The sequence below is a fragment of the Pseudocitrobacter faecalis genome, assembly GCF_965231525.1.
Classification (GTDB): domain Bacteria; phylum Pseudomonadota; class Gammaproteobacteria; order Enterobacterales; family Enterobacteriaceae; genus Pseudocitrobacter; species Pseudocitrobacter faecalis.
The window spans coordinates 175,490-192,823 of the sequence record NZ_CBDDNJ010000003.1; the positions used below are offsets into that span (position 1 = coordinate 175,490).

At 49.0% G+C, this 17,334-nt stretch carries 15 protein-coding genes and 2 pseudogenes; 3 read left to right on the forward strand and 14 right to left on the reverse strand.

Annotated features, from left to right (window positions below):
* Position 1 precedes the first annotated feature (1 nt).
* The 5 genes and pseudogenes from ACOXYR_RS24695 to ACOXYR_RS24715 form a co-directional block, all read right to left on the reverse strand.
* Positions 2-1,480: a SulP family inorganic anion transporter gene (locus tag ACOXYR_RS24695; RefSeq protein WP_042849112.1), complete on the reverse strand. Its 1,479-nt coding sequence runs from the start codon at positions 1,478-1,480 to the stop codon at positions 2-4.
* A gap of 283 nt (positions 1,481-1,763) precedes the next feature.
* Complete coding sequence (gene arsC / locus ACOXYR_RS24700) at positions 1,764-2,189, reverse strand: glutaredoxin-dependent arsenate reductase (RefSeq protein WP_042849113.1); 426 nt, start codon at positions 2,187-2,189, stop codon at positions 1,764-1,766.
* A 10-nt stretch (positions 2,190-2,199) separates the two neighbouring features.
* Positions 2,200-3,489 carry an arsenic transporter gene (locus ACOXYR_RS24705; protein ID WP_042849114.1) on the reverse strand — a complete coding sequence of 430 codons (1,290 nt, stop codon included), beginning with the start codon at positions 3,487-3,489 and terminating at the stop codon, positions 2,200-2,202.
* 55 nt (positions 3,490-3,544) lie between these two features.
* Entirely contained in the window at positions 3,545-5,296 is a 1,752-nt protein-coding gene (gene arsA / locus ACOXYR_RS24710; RefSeq protein ID WP_102140129.1) for an arsenical pump-driving ATPase, read from the reverse strand.
* A 13-nt stretch (positions 5,297-5,309) separates the two neighbouring features.
* Positions 5,310-5,582: pseudogene (locus ACOXYR_RS24715) on the reverse strand (arsenic metallochaperone ArsD family protein); the annotation flags it as partial.
* Between the two features lie 143 nt (positions 5,583-5,725).
* Here ACOXYR_RS24715 and ACOXYR_RS24720 point away from each other — a divergent pair.
* The gene (locus tag ACOXYR_RS24720) at positions 5,726-8,710 is read left to right on the forward strand and encodes a Tn3 family transposase (protein WP_042849130.1); all 2,985 of its coding nucleotides are present in this window, start codon (positions 5,726-5,728) and stop codon (positions 8,708-8,710) included.
* A gap of 79 nt (positions 8,711-8,789) precedes the next feature.
* Here the strand turns inward: ACOXYR_RS24720 and ACOXYR_RS24725 are convergent.
* The 3 genes and pseudogenes from ACOXYR_RS24725 to groES all read right to left on the reverse strand — a co-directional run.
* Positions 8,790-9,332: pseudogene (locus tag ACOXYR_RS24725) on the reverse strand (transposase zinc-binding domain-containing protein); the annotation flags it as partial.
* Between the two features lie 188 nt (positions 9,333-9,520).
* Positions 9,521-11,161 (reverse strand): chaperonin GroEL, encoded by a 1,641-nt coding sequence (gene groL / locus ACOXYR_RS24730; RefSeq protein ID WP_004201176.1) that lies wholly within the window; start codon positions 11,159-11,161, stop codon positions 9,521-9,523.
* Positions 11,162-11,216: 55 nt separating this feature from the next.
* Positions 11,217-11,507, reverse strand: a complete 291-nt coding sequence (groES, locus tag ACOXYR_RS24735) for a co-chaperone GroES (protein ID WP_004201172.1) — start codon at positions 11,505-11,507, stop codon at positions 11,217-11,219.
* A 193-nt stretch (positions 11,508-11,700) separates the two neighbouring features.
* Here groES and cutA point away from each other — a divergent pair, with 193 nt between their 5' ends.
* Both cutA and ACOXYR_RS24745 read left to right on the forward strand, forming a co-directional pair.
* Entirely contained in the window at positions 11,701-12,030 is a 330-nt protein-coding gene (cutA, locus tag ACOXYR_RS24740) for a divalent-cation tolerance protein CutA (protein ID WP_004201171.1), read from the forward strand.
* Between the two features lie 4 nt (positions 12,031-12,034).
* Positions 12,035-13,066 carry a protein-disulfide reductase DsbD domain-containing protein gene (locus tag ACOXYR_RS24745; RefSeq protein WP_004201169.1) on the forward strand — a complete coding sequence of 344 codons (1,032 nt, stop codon included), beginning with the start codon at positions 12,035-12,037 and terminating at the stop codon, positions 13,064-13,066.
* Between the two features lie 10 nt (positions 13,067-13,076).
* Here ACOXYR_RS24745 and ACOXYR_RS24750 read toward each other — a convergent pair whose 3' ends face one another.
* The 6 genes from ACOXYR_RS24750 to ACOXYR_RS24775 all read right to left on the reverse strand — a co-directional run.
* Positions 13,077-13,715, reverse strand: coding sequence for a phosphoribosylanthranilate isomerase (locus tag ACOXYR_RS24750; protein ID WP_004201168.1), 639 nt, complete (start codon positions 13,713-13,715; stop codon positions 13,077-13,079).
* Positions 13,716-13,719: 4 nt separating this feature from the next.
* Positions 13,720-14,085 carry a bleomycin binding protein Ble-MBL gene (gene ble, locus ACOXYR_RS24755; RefSeq protein ID WP_004201167.1) on the reverse strand — a complete coding sequence of 122 codons (366 nt, stop codon included), beginning with the start codon at positions 14,083-14,085 and terminating at the stop codon, positions 13,720-13,722.
* Positions 14,086-14,088: 3 nt separating this feature from the next.
* Positions 14,089-14,901: a subclass B1 metallo-beta-lactamase NDM-1 gene (locus ACOXYR_RS24760; protein ID WP_004201164.1), complete on the reverse strand. Its 813-nt coding sequence runs from the start codon at positions 14,899-14,901 to the stop codon at positions 14,089-14,091.
* Positions 14,902-15,001: 100 nt separating this feature from the next.
* Positions 15,002-16,027: an IS30-like element ISAba125 family transposase gene (locus ACOXYR_RS24765; RefSeq protein WP_004994718.1), complete on the reverse strand. Its 1,026-nt coding sequence runs from the start codon at positions 16,025-16,027 to the stop codon at positions 15,002-15,004.
* Positions 16,028-16,178: 151 nt separating this feature from the next.
* Positions 16,179-16,958, reverse strand: a complete 780-nt coding sequence (locus tag ACOXYR_RS24770) for an APH(3')-VI family aminoglycoside O-phosphotransferase (RefSeq protein WP_014386410.1) — start codon at positions 16,956-16,958, stop codon at positions 16,179-16,181.
* 105 nt (positions 16,959-17,063) lie between these two features.
* On the reverse strand, positions 17,064-17,334 hold a 271-nt coding region (locus ACOXYR_RS24775; RefSeq protein ID WP_421501785.1), incomplete at its 5' end, for an integrase core domain-containing protein.

The following is a 17,334-nucleotide window of genomic DNA, read 5'->3' on the forward strand; positions in this document are numbered from 1 at the left end:
ATTAATGACCTCCCATGAATTTTTCAATTTTTTCCGGGTCGTCATGAATACCAAACTTATCAACCAACGTTGCAGTGGCTTCATTCATCCCCTTAATTTCAATATCAATGCCTTCACGTCGAAACTTAATCACCACTTTATCTAACGCGCTGACGGAAGTGATATCCCAAAAATGAGCATGATTCACATCAATAATCGCTTTATCAATGTCTTCTTTAAAATCAAAGACATTAACAAAGCGTTCCGATGTGGCAAAGAAAATTTGTCCCCGAACTTCATAATGACGTACCTTTCTGTCTAGTCTTGATGTAACTGTCATGTATCTCGCGACTTTATTGGCAAAATTAAGCGCTGCGATGAGCACCCCGACAAGTACCCCGTAAGCCAGATTATGGGTCCAAACGACAACAATGACGGTGGCTATCATAACGATGCTGGTCGATAGCGGATGGACTCGTATATCGGCAAGGGATTGCCAAGAAAAGGTCCCAATTGACACCATAATCATCACAGCAACTAACGCCGCCATAGGGATTTTTGATACCCAATCATTAAGAAAAACCACCATTAGTAATAAAACAACACCCGCAACCAGTGTCGATAATCGACCTCGGCCACCCGATTTTATATTGATAATGGATTGACCGATCATCGCACATCCTGCCATCCCGCCAATAAATGCAGTGGCTATATTGGCAATGCCTTGCCCTTTACATTCTCGATTTTTATCACTGGTTGTATCCGTCAAATCATCCACAATCGTTGCAGTCATCATTGATTCCAATAAGCCAACAACAGCAAGCGCTAATGAGTAGGGTAATATGATAAGTAGCGTTTCAATATTCAAGGGAATATCGGGCAAAAGAAAGATAGGCAAACTGTCAGGCAGAACGCCCATATCACCAACCGTTCGGATATCAAGACCAAGCCATATTGAAATTATCGTTAATACAACAATACACACTAATGGAGACGGAATGGTTTTATTGACTAATGGAAACAGATAGATAATCCCTAAGCCTGCCGCGGTCATTGCATAAACATGCCAACTCACATTGGTTAATTCAGGGAGTTGCGCTAAAAAAATCAAGATAGCCAGCGCATTAACAAATCCCGTTACCACCGAACGTGAAACAAATCGCATTAAATTACCGAGCTTTAAATATCCTGCGATAACTTGAAATATCCCGGTTAATACCGTCGCAGCTAATAGGTACTGAAGGCCATGTTCTTTCACCAGAACGACCATTAAAAGTGCCATTGCACCAGTTGCCGATGAAATCATGCCGGGGCGCCCCCCGATAAAAGCGATAATTACCGCAATAGAAAATGCGGCGTATAACCCAACTTTGGGGTCGACGCCTGCAATAATTGAAAATGCGATGGCTTCAGGAATTAACGCTAAAGCAACAACAATACCGGCTAGGACATCCCCACGGATGTTACCCAGCCAGTCCTGACGAGAGGAGGACAAAAGCATATTAGACTACCTTGTAATCTATCAATCCCAAGATGGGAGAGTATATTTTAAATAAACGAAATTATCCCAAAGAAGGGATGTGGAAATTGGCTGATTTAGTATCAACCTAAAAGGAAGGGGGTATCTCAGGGTGGAGTAAGGCGCATAATATGATCAGCTGTTCCTATGAATAGTATATTTTTTTAAAATACCAATATCAACGACCTTAAGCAAGTACCGGATTAACATGAGCGTACTGATGCCATACATCGGTACGCTCATCATGATAAATATCGTCAGTGATTTACTTTACTCTAATGCCTTGTTTATCAACAATAACCTCACCATCTTCTTTGATAAATTCACGTTGTTGCGGATGAGGTAATATATCCAATACGACTTCTGAAGGTCGGCAAAGTTTAGTTCCTATTGGCGTAACAACAATGGGTCTATTAATCAGTATTGGGTACTGCAACATAAAATCAATCAGTTGGTCATCGGTATAAATATCATTTTCTAAAGCTAATTGTTCATACGGTTCAACATTTTTTCGTAGTAACGCCCTTACCGTGATATTCATATCAGCAATAAGTTGTACTAACATATCTTTAGTCGGCGGTGTTTCTAAATAATAAATAATCGTTGGCTCAACGCCGCTATTGCGGATCATAGCAAGCGTATTGCGTGAAGTGCCACAATTTGGATTGTGATAAATGGTAATTTCATTCATTCGGTTAGCCTTAATTTAACAGTGAAAGTCGAAGCACTAAAGCAACGAGAGTGACGGTAAGTACAGGGAGTGTCATGATGATCCCTGTTTTAAAATAGTATCCCCATGTAATGCTCATGTTCTTTTGTGATAAAACATGCAGCCACAGCAACGTCGCCAAACTCCCTATAGGTGTAATCTTAGGCCCCAAATCGGCACCAATCACATTGGCATAAACCATTGCTTGTTGAATTAGCCCTGACGCTTCACTCCCTTCAATGGATAAAGCACCAATTAATACCGTTGGCATATTATTCATTATTGAGGATAAAAATGCAGTTATAAATCCCGTACCAATTGTTGCTGCCCATAACCCTTTGTCTGCAAGGTAATTGAGCGTTTCAGAAAGATAATCGGTTAACCCTGCATTTCTTAAACCATAAACAACCAAGTACATACCTAAAGAGAAAATGACGATTTGCCACGGTGCGCCACGTAATACTTTTTGGGTATTAATCGTATGGCCTCTGGCTGCAATCACCCAAAGAATTAAGGCGCCAATAGCCGCAATTGCACTCACTGGAAGACCTAATGGTTCTAAGACAAAGAAACCAATAAGTAGCAGTACCAATACCAGCCAACCTGCTTTAAACGTTGTCATGTCCTTAATGGCTAAAGTCGGTTCACTCAGTTTGGTAACATCATATTGTTTAGGAATATCTTTGCGGAAAAACCAATGCAGCATCGCTAATGTTGCAATAATTGCTGCAATATCCACTGGGACCATAATCGATGCATATTCAGTAAATCCAATATTAAAGAAGTCCGCAGAAACGATATTCACGAGGTTCGAAACAATCAGCGGCAAGCTCGCCGTATCTGCAATAAACCCGGCAGCCATGACAAAGGCTAATGTCGTGCCTTTGTTGAAACCAAGTGCCAATAACATCGCAATCACAATGGGCGTTAATATCAATGCTGCGCCATCATTGGCAAATAAGGCCGCAACCGTTGCACCAAGTAACACGATATAACTGAATAACAGTTTTCCTTTACCCCCGCCCCACTTGGCAACATGTAATGCCGCCCATTCAAAGAAACCACTTTCATCTAAAAGTAGGCTAATGATAATTACGGCGACAAATGTCGCCGTGGCATTCCAAACAATGTTCCAAACAATCGGGATGTCTTGAAAACTGATCACACCAAAGATCAGTGCCAATACAGCCCCTGCTGTAGCACTCCAGCCAATACCCAGTCCTTTGGGCTGCCAAATAACAAAGGTGATCGTTAAAATAAAAATGAATGCGGCAATAAACATAACAACCTCATTTAAAAGGTGCTTTTCCGCACCTTTTATTTTTAGAAAATAAAACTTATTCTGCGAGCTGACTTAATGCAGATATCCCCACAGGCTCTGTTTCAAGCAAAGGAACAATAGCAACACGTTTTGCCAATGTTGATGTCACCTTTTCAATCTGAGCGACTTCCTGTTCTGCTCTTGAAAGTAACAATGGTGAGGTTGTTTCCGTGATAGATAGACTGTTATTGATTACCCACGCCCACGGATGTATGTCTGCCCGTATTAAATCATTTTGCAAATTTTCCGCCTCAAGCACAGGCGTTGTTTCAGCGAGTGTCGTAATAATGACTTTGGTGCGTTCAGGATCTTGTAATTGCATCATCGGCGTTAAATAGTGGCCTTTTTCACCCATATTCTTAGCAATTTCTTTATGGTATGCCCCTGTTGCATCCAGAAGTAATAATGTATGCCCAGTCGGCGCAGTATCCATGACGACAAAACGTTTACCCGCGTCTCTAATGATGCGAGAAAAAGCCTGGAATACCGCAATTTCTTCAGTACAAGGAGAGCGCAAATCTTCCTCAAGTAATGCGCGCCCCTCTGCATCTAAATCTTTCCCTTTTGTTTCTAAGACATAATGACGATAACGTTCAGTTTCAGCGATAGGGTCAATTCGGCTAACTTGAAGATTCGGTAAAACACCATCGAGGGTTGATTCAATATGCGCGGCTGGATCGGATGTAGTCAGATGTACATCAAGCCCTTTTTCTGCCAATTTAACCGCGATTGATGCCGCAATCGTTGTTTTCCCTACACCACCTTTGCCCATTAACATAATCAGCCCATGCTGTTGCTGAGATATTTCGCCAACCAGTTCTGACAAGGTGGGTAAAGAAATAGGTTGTTTTGTCGGGGTAATAGTTGGAATTTGTGGCATCTCATTAGATAACAACTGCTTCAGTGCATCGACACCCACCATATTGATATTTTGTAAATAAATAATATCGACAGGTAACGAGCGTAGTGCTTCAGGCATAGATGCTAATGCCGCTTGTTCACGAGAGTAGAGCGCATGGGATAACTTATCATTTTCAGTCACCGCCGTTTCAGGGAAAACACCATTGACAATTAATTGCTGATTTCTGATACCCAGAGATGACAACTCGCTATAGGTTCTCGCAACCTCTCTCAATGCCGCTGATTGAGGTCGTGCAACTAATACTAACCTTGTTAGTGATTTATCACTCAACGCTTCCACCGCCATGCTGTACTGTTCACGTTGTTTATCAAGACCAGACATTGGCCCTAAACATGACGCACCATCAGGATTATCAGTAATAAAATCACTCCATGCACTCGGGAGTTGTAATAAACGGATGGTATGCCCCGTTGGTGCGGTATCAAAAATGATATAGTCAAATTGCTTTGTAATTTCGGTATTGGTTAACAACCCAGTAAATTCATCGAAAGCTGCAATCTCTGTGGTACAGGCACCTGATAGCTGTTCCGTAATACTTTGAATTACCGCTTCAGGTAAACTTTCTTTGATTGGATTAATAATTTTGTTTCGATATTCTTCAGCGGCAGCTTGAGGGTCTATTTCAATAGCAAATAAATTTGGAACCCATGTTATTGGCTTAATATTGTTGCCTATCGATTGAGAGAATACTTGCCCAACGTTAGAAGCTGGATCAGTGCTCACCAGTAAGACTTTTTTCCCTTTTTCAGCCAACTTAATTGCGGTCGCACAAGAAATAGAAGTTTTACCCACACCACCTTTTCCAGTAAAAAATAAATAATTAGGTGTGTTATCTAAAAATTTCATTTTATTGCTCCTGTTAACAACACGTTTTACCATTACCACAACACGATTTAACAATTTCGGCTTTTTCAATATTCGGCCGAATACCAAACCATCTTGCTAGCTCATGTCGTTTTGGGTATCGACCAGTCAGCACAATCTCACCATCAAGAATCAATAGTGGAAGTGACTCGGCGCCTGCGGTTTCCAAAAATGTTTTTGCTTTTGTGTTGTTAACGAACTCCATAGGCTCTTGCGCTAAATTAAAACGCCTTATACTTGCCCCTTGTTTTTTTAACCAATCCACATCTGTTGGGGGTTCTAGGGATTTTCCCCTCTAAAGTAACATAAATCGCCATACTCACGATATCTAAAGGCATACAAAGGTGGGTTACTTCTCCAAAGTATGGCAAATTATGAGGTTAACTACCCCTTAAACTTAACGTAATTCCTATGGCTATAAAAAACGAACTCTCAATTCTTACCAAAGCTGAGCAGCTTGATCTATATTCTCCGCCACTATTAACCCTTGAACAGCAACGATTGTATTTTACGCAAAACGAGATCGAGTTAACAGAGTCGAAAAGCATTCGCCTAAGGAGCCATCGATGCTATTTCATTGCGTTATTAGGGTATTTTAAGTCTAAGCCTGTCATTCTTTCACCTAGCTTTAACCTCATCTTTAACGATATGCAGTTTATTTCAACGCAAGTTCAAGGAGGCAAAGGGCTCAGGCCTTTCAGCATAAATAAGATGCAGCGTGACCGTATTTATCAAAGAATACTGAGGCTACTAAACTATCAGAAATGGGAAGAAAGTCTGCACTTTGCGCCGTTGTACGATCATCTTGTAATGGTCGGCAAAGCTTGGCTTGAGCCTCGTTATCTATTTGATGCAGCCGCTGAATATCTAGCAACGCATAGAATTGCCATCCCTAAATATACTGTCGTACAAAAGCTTATCAGTCGTGTTATCCAACAGGTCAAGAAGACGTTAAATAATAAGCTTCGTATTCATGTTTCATCTGAACTACACGGATTTCTAAATACTATTATCGATGACAAAGATGGGCTCTCCTTAAGCCAGCTTCGAGCAGGTGCAAAAAGCGTTATGGTGACAGAGCTAAAAAAAGAACTGATTGTTTATCATCAGTTACAGCCTTATACAAGACAGATTGATGATGCTGTTAAGGACTTAGCCTTATCGTCTAAAAACCAACAACACTTCGGTGAAATGGTGGATTATTATGGTAGTAAACTAAAACGCTTTAAGCGTCCACAGCAACACCTATGGTTGCTGTGTTTTCTGACTCAACGCATACGGCAAAGCTTAGAGCGACTGACTGATGGTTTTATTCATCATATCCGGAAACAACAAGAAGCTGCGCATGCGTTTGCCCAACAGGCAGTGTTTGATTCATGGAGGTCAGCTGCGGACAATGTCACCAAAGCTGCAGAATTACTCCATCTGTTTGTTGATGACAGTATCGACGATAATCAACCATTTGCAACGGTTAGGCAACAAGCATTAAGTGTAATGAATAACCAAGATATAGAAACGCTATGCCTGTACTTAAAAAAGCAAAAACGCACAGTAGAAGAATATCAATGGCAATATTATGATGATCAAAACACCTTACTTGAACAGTTATTAAGGCCCGTGTTTCTATGTCTTGAATGCCAAGCAGGTAAAGGCTCAGAAGTATTGGTGACACAGCTCAGAACCACAAAAACAGAACTATTAGCAGGTAATACATTGCAAACAATGGATAGTACACTTATCCAACAAAAACATCGTCCATGGTTACTCAACAACGATGTTGTTCATCCACAGCGATACGAATGGTTGCTTTACCGTCAACTGGCTTCTCGGCTTAATGGTCGAATTTACTTATCAAACGTCACTAAATATCGTGCGCTAGAAGACGACTTAATTGCATCGTCAATACAGTCTGATCTATTGGCATCGTCAACGTTGGAAAAGCTAAAGCAGCCGATTCAGAAGCTACTGCAAGTAAAACAAATACGCTTAGCAACATCCCTAGAAGATGTTGCTCGTCACATTGATAATGGTGATAACCGCAATGTGATCATGAAGAGCCGAAGTGGCGCACGATGGCGACTGCCAGTTAAAGGCTCCCGATCATTTGTCAACAACCCCTTCTTTAAACAGATGATCCCCGTCAGTATTGCTGATGTGTTGCGTTATGTTGAACAAGAAACCAACTTTATGCAATGCTTCGCACACGTGCTGCCAATCCAAAAACAAGTAGGCGCCAATCAGGATGATTTATTGGCTATTCTCATTGCGAATGCGACACATCGTGGCGTATATGGGATGGCACAAATATCTGATCGCAGTTATGATCATCTAAGCACTATACAAGCTAATTATATTAGGCCTGAAACCTTGCAAGAGGCAAGTGATATCATCAATAACGCAGTAGCGGCACTCCCTATTTTCCGTCACTATCACATCCAAGAAGACGTCCTACACGCCAGTACCGATGGGCAAAAATTTGAAACTCACCTTGAGACTTTTAAAACTCGCTACTCCTCGAAATACTTCGGCACCAACAAAGGTATTACGGCCATGACGTTAGTTGCCAATCATAGTGCGTTAAATGCCCGTATAATAGGATCTAATGAGCATGAGTCCCATTATATTTACGACTTACTACAATCTAATACTAGTGATCTTAAGCCTGACGTACTCTCAACCGACACCCATGGTGTTAATCATGTTAATTATGCCTTATTGGATTTATGCGGTTATAGTTTTGCGCCTAGGTATGCTCAGTTCACCAGTGTGATCAATGACCTATTTAACGTAACTGAAAGCGACGACGGAAATACGCATCTGGCGCTGAAAAAGCCGATAAAAATGAATGTGATTGAGGAAGGCTGGCAGGATATTCAGCGTATTGTGTTATCCCTTCAAGAAAAACGCACAACACAGGCATTGCTAGTACGCAAATTATCTGGTTATCCATCTGGACACCCTATATTACAAGCATTAACGGAATATAATAGGCTCATCAAAGCCCAATATTTACTTGATTATATTGATGATGCAAGTCTGCGCCAATATGTTCAACGAGCACTGAACCGAGGCGAAGCCTGGCATTTCCTCAGGCGAGCCATTGCATCGGTCAATCGTGACCAGTTCCGCGGAAAAAACGAATCAGAAATAGTCGTTTGGAACGAGTGTGCCCGTTTGACGGCAAATGCAATTATTTACTTTAACTCGATGATCCTAAGTCATCTACTACTGCACTTTGAAGACGTTGGTGACGAGGAAAAAGCTGCAATAACTCGACAAGTATCACCCGTTGCATGGCAGAATATTAATCTAAGCGGCACTTATCAGTTCGCTAGTAACCGCAAACTACCTGATTTACAGGAAATAACTAGGCCTATTGTTCAAAATGAAGTCTAAAATGAAAGGTAACCCAGCTCCACAAGCCACTAACTGCTTGGGTTATGGCGATTTATGTTACTTTAGAGGGGAAAATCCCTAGAACCCCGCATTGCGCCGTATCCCGCGGCACGCCGGCCTGATCGGCAAGCCAACCGGCGATCACACGATGCACGATGCCCAGCACCGGGCCGATCGCCTCAGGCTTGCTGGCGAACAGGAAGCGCAACGGGTACGGGAAACTCAGCACCCATTGCCGCACCGGCCGCGGGCCGAACACCTCGTCCACCAGATGCCGCGCCGACTCGGCCATGCGCCGTGCGCCGCAGCTCGGGCACAGCCCGCGCTTCTTGCAGGAATACGCCACCAGCCTCTCGGCACGACAGTGCTCGCAGACCACGCGCAGGAAGCCGTGCTCGAGCACGCCGCAGCGCAGGTAGGTCTCGAACTCCTCGCGCACATACTCGGGCAGCGGGCGGTCTTCGGCCTCAAGACGCGCGATGAAGTCCGGGTAGTGCGCCTGCACTAGCGCGTACAGCAGCGTGCGCTCGGGCAGGTGGCGCGCGTAACGCGCAGCGGCGTGGGCGGCCGGCAGTGGCGCGCACACCTCGGCCTGCCGCCGGGGTGCGGTCAGGCGCGGCACGCAGCGCTCCGTTGCAGGGACGGCTGCTCAGGGTTGCGCCCGCGAGCACGCGTTCATATCGGCGTTTTCTGATCTTCGCGTCAGACATTGCCGCGGGGCGGGTAGGAAGTCTCCCGCCTCGGACGCCAGAACGCACAAAGCCCGGCACGAGGCCGGGCTTTGTGGTCTTGCTTGATGGATCGCGGGGCTTAGAAATCCATGCCGCCCATGCCGCCCATGCCGCCGCCGGCCGGCATCGCCGGCTCGTCCTTCTTCGGGGCCTCGGCCACCATCGCTTCGGTGGTGATCATCAGGCCCGCGATCGACGCGGCGTTCTGCAGCGCGGTGCGGGTGACCTTGGTCGGGTCCAGGATGCCGAACTCGATCATGTCGCCGAACTCGCCGTTGGCGGCGTTGTAGCCGAACGCACCCGAACCTTCGACCACGCGGTTGAGGATGACCGACGGCTCATCGCCGGCATTGGTCACGATCTCGCGCAGCGGGGCTTCCATCGCGCGCAGGGCGATCTGGATGCCGTGGTTCTGGTCTTCGTTCACGCCCTTGATGCCGGCGATCGCCGCCTTGGCACGGATCAGGGCGACGCCGCCGCCCGGGACGATGCCTTCCTCGACGGCCGCACGGGTCGCGTGCAGGGCGTCTTCGACGCGCGCCTTCTTTTCCTTCATCTCGACTTCGGTGGCGGCACCGACCTTGATCACCGCAACGCCGCCGGCCAGCTTGGCCACGCGCTCCTGCAGCTTCTCGCGGTCGTAGTCGGAGGAGGTCTCCTCGATCTGCGCCTTGATCTGCTTGATGCGCGCCTCGATGCCCGCGCCTTCGCCGGCGCCATCGATGATGGTGGTGTTTTCCTTCGACACCTGGATCTTCTTGGCGCGGCCGAGGTCCTTGATGGTGGCCTTCTCCAGCGACAGGCCGACTTCCTCGGAAATCACCACGCCGCCGGTCAGGATCGCCATGTCTTCCAGCATCGCCTTGCGACGGTCGCCGAAGCCCGGGGCCTTCACCGCGCAGACCTTGACGATGCCGCGGATGGTGTTGACCACCAGGGTCGCCAGCGCTTCGCCTTCGACTTCCTCCGCCACGATCAGCAGCGGCTTGCCGGCCTTGGCCACGCCCTCGAGGACGGGCAGCAGGTCGCGCACGTTGGAGATCTTCTTGTCGTACAGCAGGATGAAGGGATCATCCAGGTCGGCCGACATCGACTGCTGGTTGTTGACGAAGTACGGGCTCAGGTAGCCGCGGTCGAACTGCATGCCCTCGACCACGTCGAGTTCGTTGTCCAGGCCGCTGCCTTCCTCGACCGTGATCACGCCTTCCTTGCCGACCTTGTCCATCGCCTGCGCGATCAGGTCGCCGATGTTGGCATCCGAGTTCGCGGAGATCGCGCCGACCTGGGCGATTTCCTTGCTGGTCGACGACGGCTTGGACAGCGACTTCAGTTCGCCGACCGCGGCCTTCACCGCCTGGTCGATGCCGCGCTTCAGGTCCATCGGGTTCATGCCGGCGGCGACCGCCTTCATGCCCTCGCGGATGAACGCCTGCGCCAGCACGGTGGCGGTGGTGGTGCCGTCGCCGGCGTTGTCGGAGGTCTTGGAAGCGACTTCCTTCACCATCTGCGCGCCCATGTTCTCGAACGCGTCAGCCAGTTCGATTTCCTTGGCGACGGAGACGCCGTCCTTGGTGATGGTCGGCGCGCCGTAGCTCTTCTGCAGCACGACGTTGCGGCCCTTCGGGCCGAGGGTCGCCTTCACGGCGTTGGCGAGCACGTTGACGCCGCGCACCATCTTGGAGCGCGCGTCTTCGCCGAAACGAATGTCCTTGGCAGCCATTGCGAATTACCTCGAAAAATTATTCGGATGAGAAATGTGTGGGAGCGACGCGCGATCAGCCGAGGATCGCGAACAGGTCGTCTTCCTTCACCACCAGCAGCTCGACGCCGTCCAGCTTCACTTCGGTGCCGCTGTACTTGCCGAACAGCACCTTGTCGCCGACCTTGACCTGCGGCGCGCGGACCTGGCCGTTGTCCAGCACCTTGCCGGTGCCGACGGCGACGACTTCGCCCTTGATCGGCTTCTCGGTGGCCGAATCCGGGATCACGATCCCGCCGGCGGACAGCTTCTCTTCTTCCATGCGCTTGATGACCACGCGGTCGTGCAGCGGCTTGATATTGGACATGGCAACCTCGGTAAATGGTTGATTGACGTGGAAAAACCCGGCGATTTTAGCAGTCGCGCGAAGCGAGTGCCAAACCGCGGACAACAGAACCGGGCGAACCCGGCATGCCACCGAGATGGGGCGGGCCCGCCGACTTTCAAGGGCCGCACGCGGATGTCCGCCAGGCCCGCCGGATCGGGGCAGCCGCTACCCTATGCCGGTGAGCGCCCTGATCTGCTTCTGCACCTGTCCCGACGCCGACAGCGCCGAGCGCATCGCCACCGCGCTGGTGGCCGAGCGCCTGGCCGCCTGCGTCAACCTCCTGCCCGGCCTGCGTTCGGTCTATCGCTGGCAACGCAAGGTCGAGGCCGCGGCCGAGGTCCTGCTGCTGGTCAAGACCAGTGCCGAGGCCTACCCCGCCCTGCAGGAACGCCTGCGCCAACTGCATCCCTACGAACTCCCGGAGCTGCTCGCGGTCGAAGCCGCGTCCGGCCTGCCCGAATACCTGCAATGGCTGGCCGCCGAGAGCCGACCGGTAAACTGAGCCAATGACCGCATCCACGATCCGCCTGCGCCGCTGGCTGGCCGGGCTCGCCCTGCTGCTTGCGCTGCCCGCGACCTCGGCCGTCGCCCAGGACTTCGAACTGCCGCCGGTCGACGAGGTCTTCGTCCTGTCCGCGCAGGCCACCGCGCCGGACCGCATCGAGGTGCGCTGGCGGATCGCCGACGGCTATTACCTGTACCGGCACCGCACCTCGGTCAAGGCCGATGCCGCCTTCACCGGCGCGACCATGGCGCTGCCGAAGGGCAAGGCCTACCGCGACGAATTCTTCGGCGACGTCGAAACCTACCGCAAGGAATTGCTCGGCACCCTCACCGGCACGCCCGCGGCCGGCGCGAGCGCGACCACCCTGACCGTGAAGTACCAGGGCTGCGCCGATGCCGGCGTGTGCTACCCGCCGCAGACCCGCACCCTGAAGGTCGCGTTGCCGGGCGAAGCGGGCGCTGGCGGCTTCGGCTGTAAGGCGCGCGGGCTGCATGATTATGTCGTCAAGAACGGCTCTGCCGATCATCCCAACGCCGAGGTGAAATTCGCACTGGGTGATGTGGTCAACACCATGATCGGCTGCACTAATGGTGAAACGATCATGCTGTGCCACGACACCTCGCTGCCGCGCCCCTATTCTCTCGGCTTTCGGGTGCAAGGCACCGAGGGGCTGTGGATGGACGTCAACAAGTCGATCTATCTGGAGGGCAAGAGCCCACAGCCGCACCGCTGGGAGCCTGCCGAGGGCTGGTTTGCGAAATACGATCACCCGCTATGGAAACGCTACGCCGATCTGGCGGCAGGGGCCGGGCATGGCGGGATGGACTGGTTCGTGATCCACGCTTTTGTCGAGGCGCTGAAGGCCAAGGCCCCGATGCCAATCGACATTTACGACGCGCTGGCCTGGAGCGCGATCACGCCTCTGTCGGAACAATCGATTGCTGAGGGCAATCGCACGTTAGATTTTCCCGACTTCACCCGAGGGCAGTGGCGCACCCGCAAGCCGATCTTTGCGCTGAACGACGCCTATTGATCGACGCGATTTAGGCCAAGCGCACCGCAAAGGCGAAATTGGTAATCTTGTCGGTATCCTTGACGCCCGGCGCGCTTTCGACGCCGCTGGAGGTATCGACCAGCGGCGCTCCGGTGCGCGCAATCGCCTCGGCAACATTCGTCGGATTTAGCCCGCCTGCCAGCCCCCACGGCAAGGCACCGCGATATCCGGCCAGCAGCGACCAGTCGAACGCCAACCCCATGCCGCCGGGCAGCGCGCCTTTGGGGGTCTTGGCGTCGAACAAGATCAAGTCCGCCGCCCCGGCATAGGCTGCGGCGCGTGCGACATCGCTGGCGCTGGCGACGGGCAGCGCCTTCCACACCGGCTTGCCAAACCGCGCGCGCAACTGGGCCACGCGTTCGGGCGATTCCGAACCGTGCAGCTGCAGCGCGTTCAGCTTGGCTGCCACCAGTGCGTCGGCGATGACAGCATCATCCGCATCGACGAACAAACCGACCATGGCGATCTGGCCAGCTGCGCGCGATGTCAAAGCGCCCGCGACATTCGACGTAACCGCACGGGGCGACGCTGGATAGAACACCAACCCGGCATAGTCCGCCCGCGCCGCGATGGTCGCATCGAGCGCCTCGGGTGTGCTGATCCCGCAAATCTTGATTTTCGCGGGCATGCGGTCAGTCGGGGTTCTGGATCAGCCGCACCAGCGTGCAGTCGGGATCGATCAGGTAGCCGATCCTCAGGCCGCTCGCCTCCAGTTGCGGAGCTTTGAAGCGCGGCCAGCCGGTGCTTTTTTCCTCGGCTCCCGCCGCGTTCACCAATGCCACCATGGCATCGAGATCATCCAACCGCAGGCAACAGCCGAACGAGCTCGTAGCTGGGTCGAGGTCAGGATAGGGGAAGAATTCGAGCTGCAAACCGCCGCGCTGCAGGATCATCCAGCCGCGATCCTTCCAACTCGTCGCAAAGCCCAGCTTCGCATAAAACGCCTCTGTCACATCGAAATCGCGCGATGGCAGATTGGGGGTGACGTGGTCAGCCATGGCTCAGCGCAGCTTGTCGGCCATGCGGGCCGTATGAGTGATTGCGGCGCGGCTATCGGGGGCGGAATGGCTCATCACGATCATGCTGGCCTTGGGGAACGCCGCACCAAACGCGCGCGCTGACGCGGCGTAGTGCTCAGTGTCGGCATCACCGAGATTGCCGAGCGACTTGGCCTTGCTGTCCTTGATCAGGCAGCCACCAAAAGCGATGTCGGTGCCGTCGATCCCAACGGTGATATTGTCACTGGTGTGGCCGGGGCCGGGGTAAAATACCTTGAGCGGGCCAAAGTTGGGCGCGGTTGCTGGTTCGACCCAGCCATTGGCGGCGAAAGTCAGGCTGTGTTGCGCCGCAACCATCCCCTCTTGCGGGGCAAGCTGGTTCGACAACGCATTGGCATAAGTCGCAATCCCCGCCGCATGCAGCGCGTCCATACCGCCCATCTTGTCCTGATGCGCGTGAGTCACCACCGCCAGCGCGACCGGCAGGTTGATCTCCTGCTTGATCCAGTTGAGGATCTGGGCGGTCTGGTCATCGGTCCAGGCGGTATCGACCACCAGCACGCGGCCGCCATCCCTGACGATCAAACCGTTGGAAGCGACTGCCCCGAAACCCGGCATGTCGAGATAGGAAGTGTGCTGCCAGACATTCGGTGCGAGCTGGCGGAAAACCAGATCGCCAAACCGTTGGTCGCCAGTTTCCATTTGCTGGCCAATCGTCGGGCGGATTTCACCGGGCATGCACCCGCTCAGCATCAATGCAGCGGCTAATGCGGTGCTCAGCTTCGCGACCGGGTGCATAATATTGGGCAATTCCATCAAGTTTTCCTTTTATTCAGCATTAAAAACCCCGCAAATGCGAGGCCTAGTAAATAGATGATCTTAATTTGGTTCACTGTAGCAAAAATATGGGGCGAATTCAAACATGAGGTGCGACAGTTTCAAAAGCCATATGATAATCAACAAGCTGAGCAAATTTCTCTAATGGTGTAAGCCAATCTAACGCCTTTCTAGGACGAGTATTCAGTGACATGGCAACTTGATTTAAATAATGCTGATCTGCCTGATTTAAATCAATCCCTTTAGGTAAATATTGCCTAATTAAACCATTCATATTTTCGCATGTGCCTTTTTGCCAGGGTGAATGTGGGTCACAGAAATATACATCTATGCCTAAATCTTCTTCGAGTATTTTATGTTCTGACATCTCACGTCCACGGTCATAGGTCAACGTTTTACGCAGTTCTGCAGGTAAATATTTCAGAGCTTCAGTTAAAGCCTTGCGCACTGATTCTGCCTTTGCATCAGGTAATGTTGCCAAGATACAGAGCCGTGTATTTCGTTCAATAAGTGTTGCTATCGAACTTTTATTGTCTTTACCTTTAATTAAATCAGCTTCCCAATGACCCGGTATTTTTCTTTCTTGAACTTCGGCTGGGCGCTCATGAATAGTTTTAATATCCTGTAATATAGAATCTTTTTTAGGTTCACCGTTAGCTTTTCGCTTTTTATTTTCATGACGTAGACAGGATAATAAGTCTTTTTTCAACTCACCCTTTGGTAATGCTCGTATCGTTGAATAAATCGTTGTATGGCTTACATTCATTGTTTGATCCAAATCAGGAAATGTCTTTAAACGCTTTGCTATTTGCTGAGGAGACCATAAACAACGGATCGCTTCAACAATAAATTTCCAGAGGATTGAATCGATTTTGAGTTTTCTGTGACCACGTCTACGTCTAGCGAAGGTGTTATCAGAAGCATATCGAGCTTGATAAACGTCATTGATGCTATTTCTTTTAAGCTCACGATAGATCGTACTAGGATGTCTTTTAATGAGTTCAGCAAATTTTCTGGCTGAAAAGCCTTCTTTTCTTGACTCAAGCATTAATGCAGTACGATCTTCAAAGTTAAGATGATGGTATGACAATTTTATATACTCCATAAACCCTTTAAATTAATTAGGTGGTTTATGTCGCACTTCAAGTTTTACTCTGCCAACTTTAAATCAGTGGCTCCACTAACACTCTTCACTTATTTATTTAAAATTTAGCGACGTTAAAAGACAATTAAGTATTTTTAGATAATGCTTAGAATCAATTCAATTCATCAAGTTTTAAAAAATAATTCCTTTTGTCAGGTCTATCATTTTTTAAATGCTTTAAAAATATTTTAGCAGTTTCCTCCGAGGCATCCTCTCTTAGGCAACGTTCAACAAAGGATATATCTACAAATTCATCAGCTAACCCAGCACGGCCAAGATCTAAAAAGTAAATTTCATTGAATTTATCTATAAAAATATTACTATCCGTGATATCGCCATGAGAAAAAACCAATCTTTCTTCAACACGAGTCTCAGTTAACTCATTCCATAGACTTAGGTAAGTTCTATGGTCTCCCCATAATTCAGCGTCAAAATCATCTTGATCTATATCGTCAAGGAGTTGGTTATCAATAAAAAATTTTGACTCTTTTAACCGATGATCAATGTTTGAAATAAATGGACAATCAATAATAGCAACTGAATTTAACAGATTGAGTGCCTCCTTATAGATAGCAAGCAATTCTTGGTCTGTTAAAAAAAGCGCTGAAATTGGTTTTGCATTGATCGCTTTAGTGATCATTAATTCAAACTGCTCATCCTGAAAAGTCATGATGAGTTCAGGCACCTTTAATTTCTCAGAGAGCCAACTCAACATTTTCGCTTCGCGAGAGACACTGTATGTGGTCTCTGTATATAAAGTGCTAGATCGCTTAAGAAAAAAAGTTTCATTATTTCGATTAAAAGAATAAACATCCGATGGCGACTGACCAATTTTATTTGGCTCTAAAACGCTGTTTCCAATAAATTGTTGAATAATATTGGGCAATTCCATCAAGTTTTCCTTTTATTCAGCATTAAAAACCCCGCAAATGCGAGAGAGGTGGTCCCACTTGTTTGAACAACTAAAAGCGTATTTATAAGTGATATTCCGCTCTAGTTAAGCCACCTTGTTTTGTTGGGGTAGCTGATCATAGTAAAACTCATTTGGTGTCATTTTGTCTAGACTCGAATGAGGTCGTTTCAAATTATAAAACTCAAAATATGCACTTAATTGCTTTTTCGCATCTGTGACACTGCTATAAGCTTTGAGATACACCTCTTCATATTTAACGCTCCGCCATAATCGTTCAACCATCACATTATCTACCCATCGACCTTTACCATCCATACTGATTTGAATGCCATTTGGGGTTCTAGGGATTTTCCCT

Bases quoted from the DNA above. Each gene is read 5' to 3' on its own strand.
- cutA (WP_004201171.1), top strand. From the start codon at position 11,701: ATGCCGGTGAGCGCCCTGATCTGCTTCTGCACCTGTCCCGACGCCGAC.
- groL (WP_004201176.1), bottom strand. From the start codon at position 11,161: ATGGCTGCCAAGGACATTCGTTTCGGCGAAGACGCGCGCTCCAAGATG.
- arsC (WP_042849113.1), bottom strand. From the start codon at position 2,189: ATGAATGAAATTACCATTTATCACAATCCAAATTGTGGCACTTCACGC.
- ACOXYR_RS24765 (WP_004994718.1), bottom strand. From the start codon at position 16,027: ATGGAGTATATAAAATTGTCATACCATCATCTTAACTTTGAAGATCGT.
- arsA (WP_102140129.1), bottom strand. From the start codon at position 5,296: ATGAAATTTTTAGATAACACACCTAATTATTTATTTTTTACTGGAAAA.
- groES (WP_004201172.1), bottom strand. From the start codon at position 11,507: ATGTCCAATATCAAGCCGCTGCACGACCGCGTGGTCATCAAGCGCATG.
- ACOXYR_RS24760 (WP_004201164.1), bottom strand. From the start codon at position 14,901: ATGGAATTGCCCAATATTATGCACCCGGTCGCGAAGCTGAGCACCGCA.
- ble (WP_004201167.1), bottom strand. From the start codon at position 14,085: ATGGCTGACCACGTCACCCCCAATCTGCCATCGCGCGATTTCGATGTG.
- ACOXYR_RS24720 (WP_042849130.1), top strand. From the start codon at position 5,726: ATGGCTATAAAAAACGAACTCTCAATTCTTACCAAAGCTGAGCAGCTT.
- ACOXYR_RS24705 (WP_042849114.1), bottom strand. From the start codon at position 3,489: ATGTTTATTGCCGCATTCATTTTTATTTTAACGATCACCTTTGTTATT.
- ACOXYR_RS24745 (WP_004201169.1), top strand. From the start codon at position 12,035: ATGACCGCATCCACGATCCGCCTGCGCCGCTGGCTGGCCGGGCTCGCC.
- ACOXYR_RS24695 (WP_042849112.1), bottom strand. From the start codon at position 1,480: ATGCTTTTGTCCTCCTCTCGTCAGGACTGGCTGGGTAACATCCGTGGG.
- ACOXYR_RS24750 (WP_004201168.1), bottom strand. From the start codon at position 13,715: ATGCCCGCGAAAATCAAGATTTGCGGGATCAGCACACCCGAGGCGCTC.
- ACOXYR_RS24770 (WP_014386410.1), bottom strand. From the start codon at position 16,958: ATGGAATTGCCCAATATTATTCAACAATTTATTGGAAACAGCGTTTTA.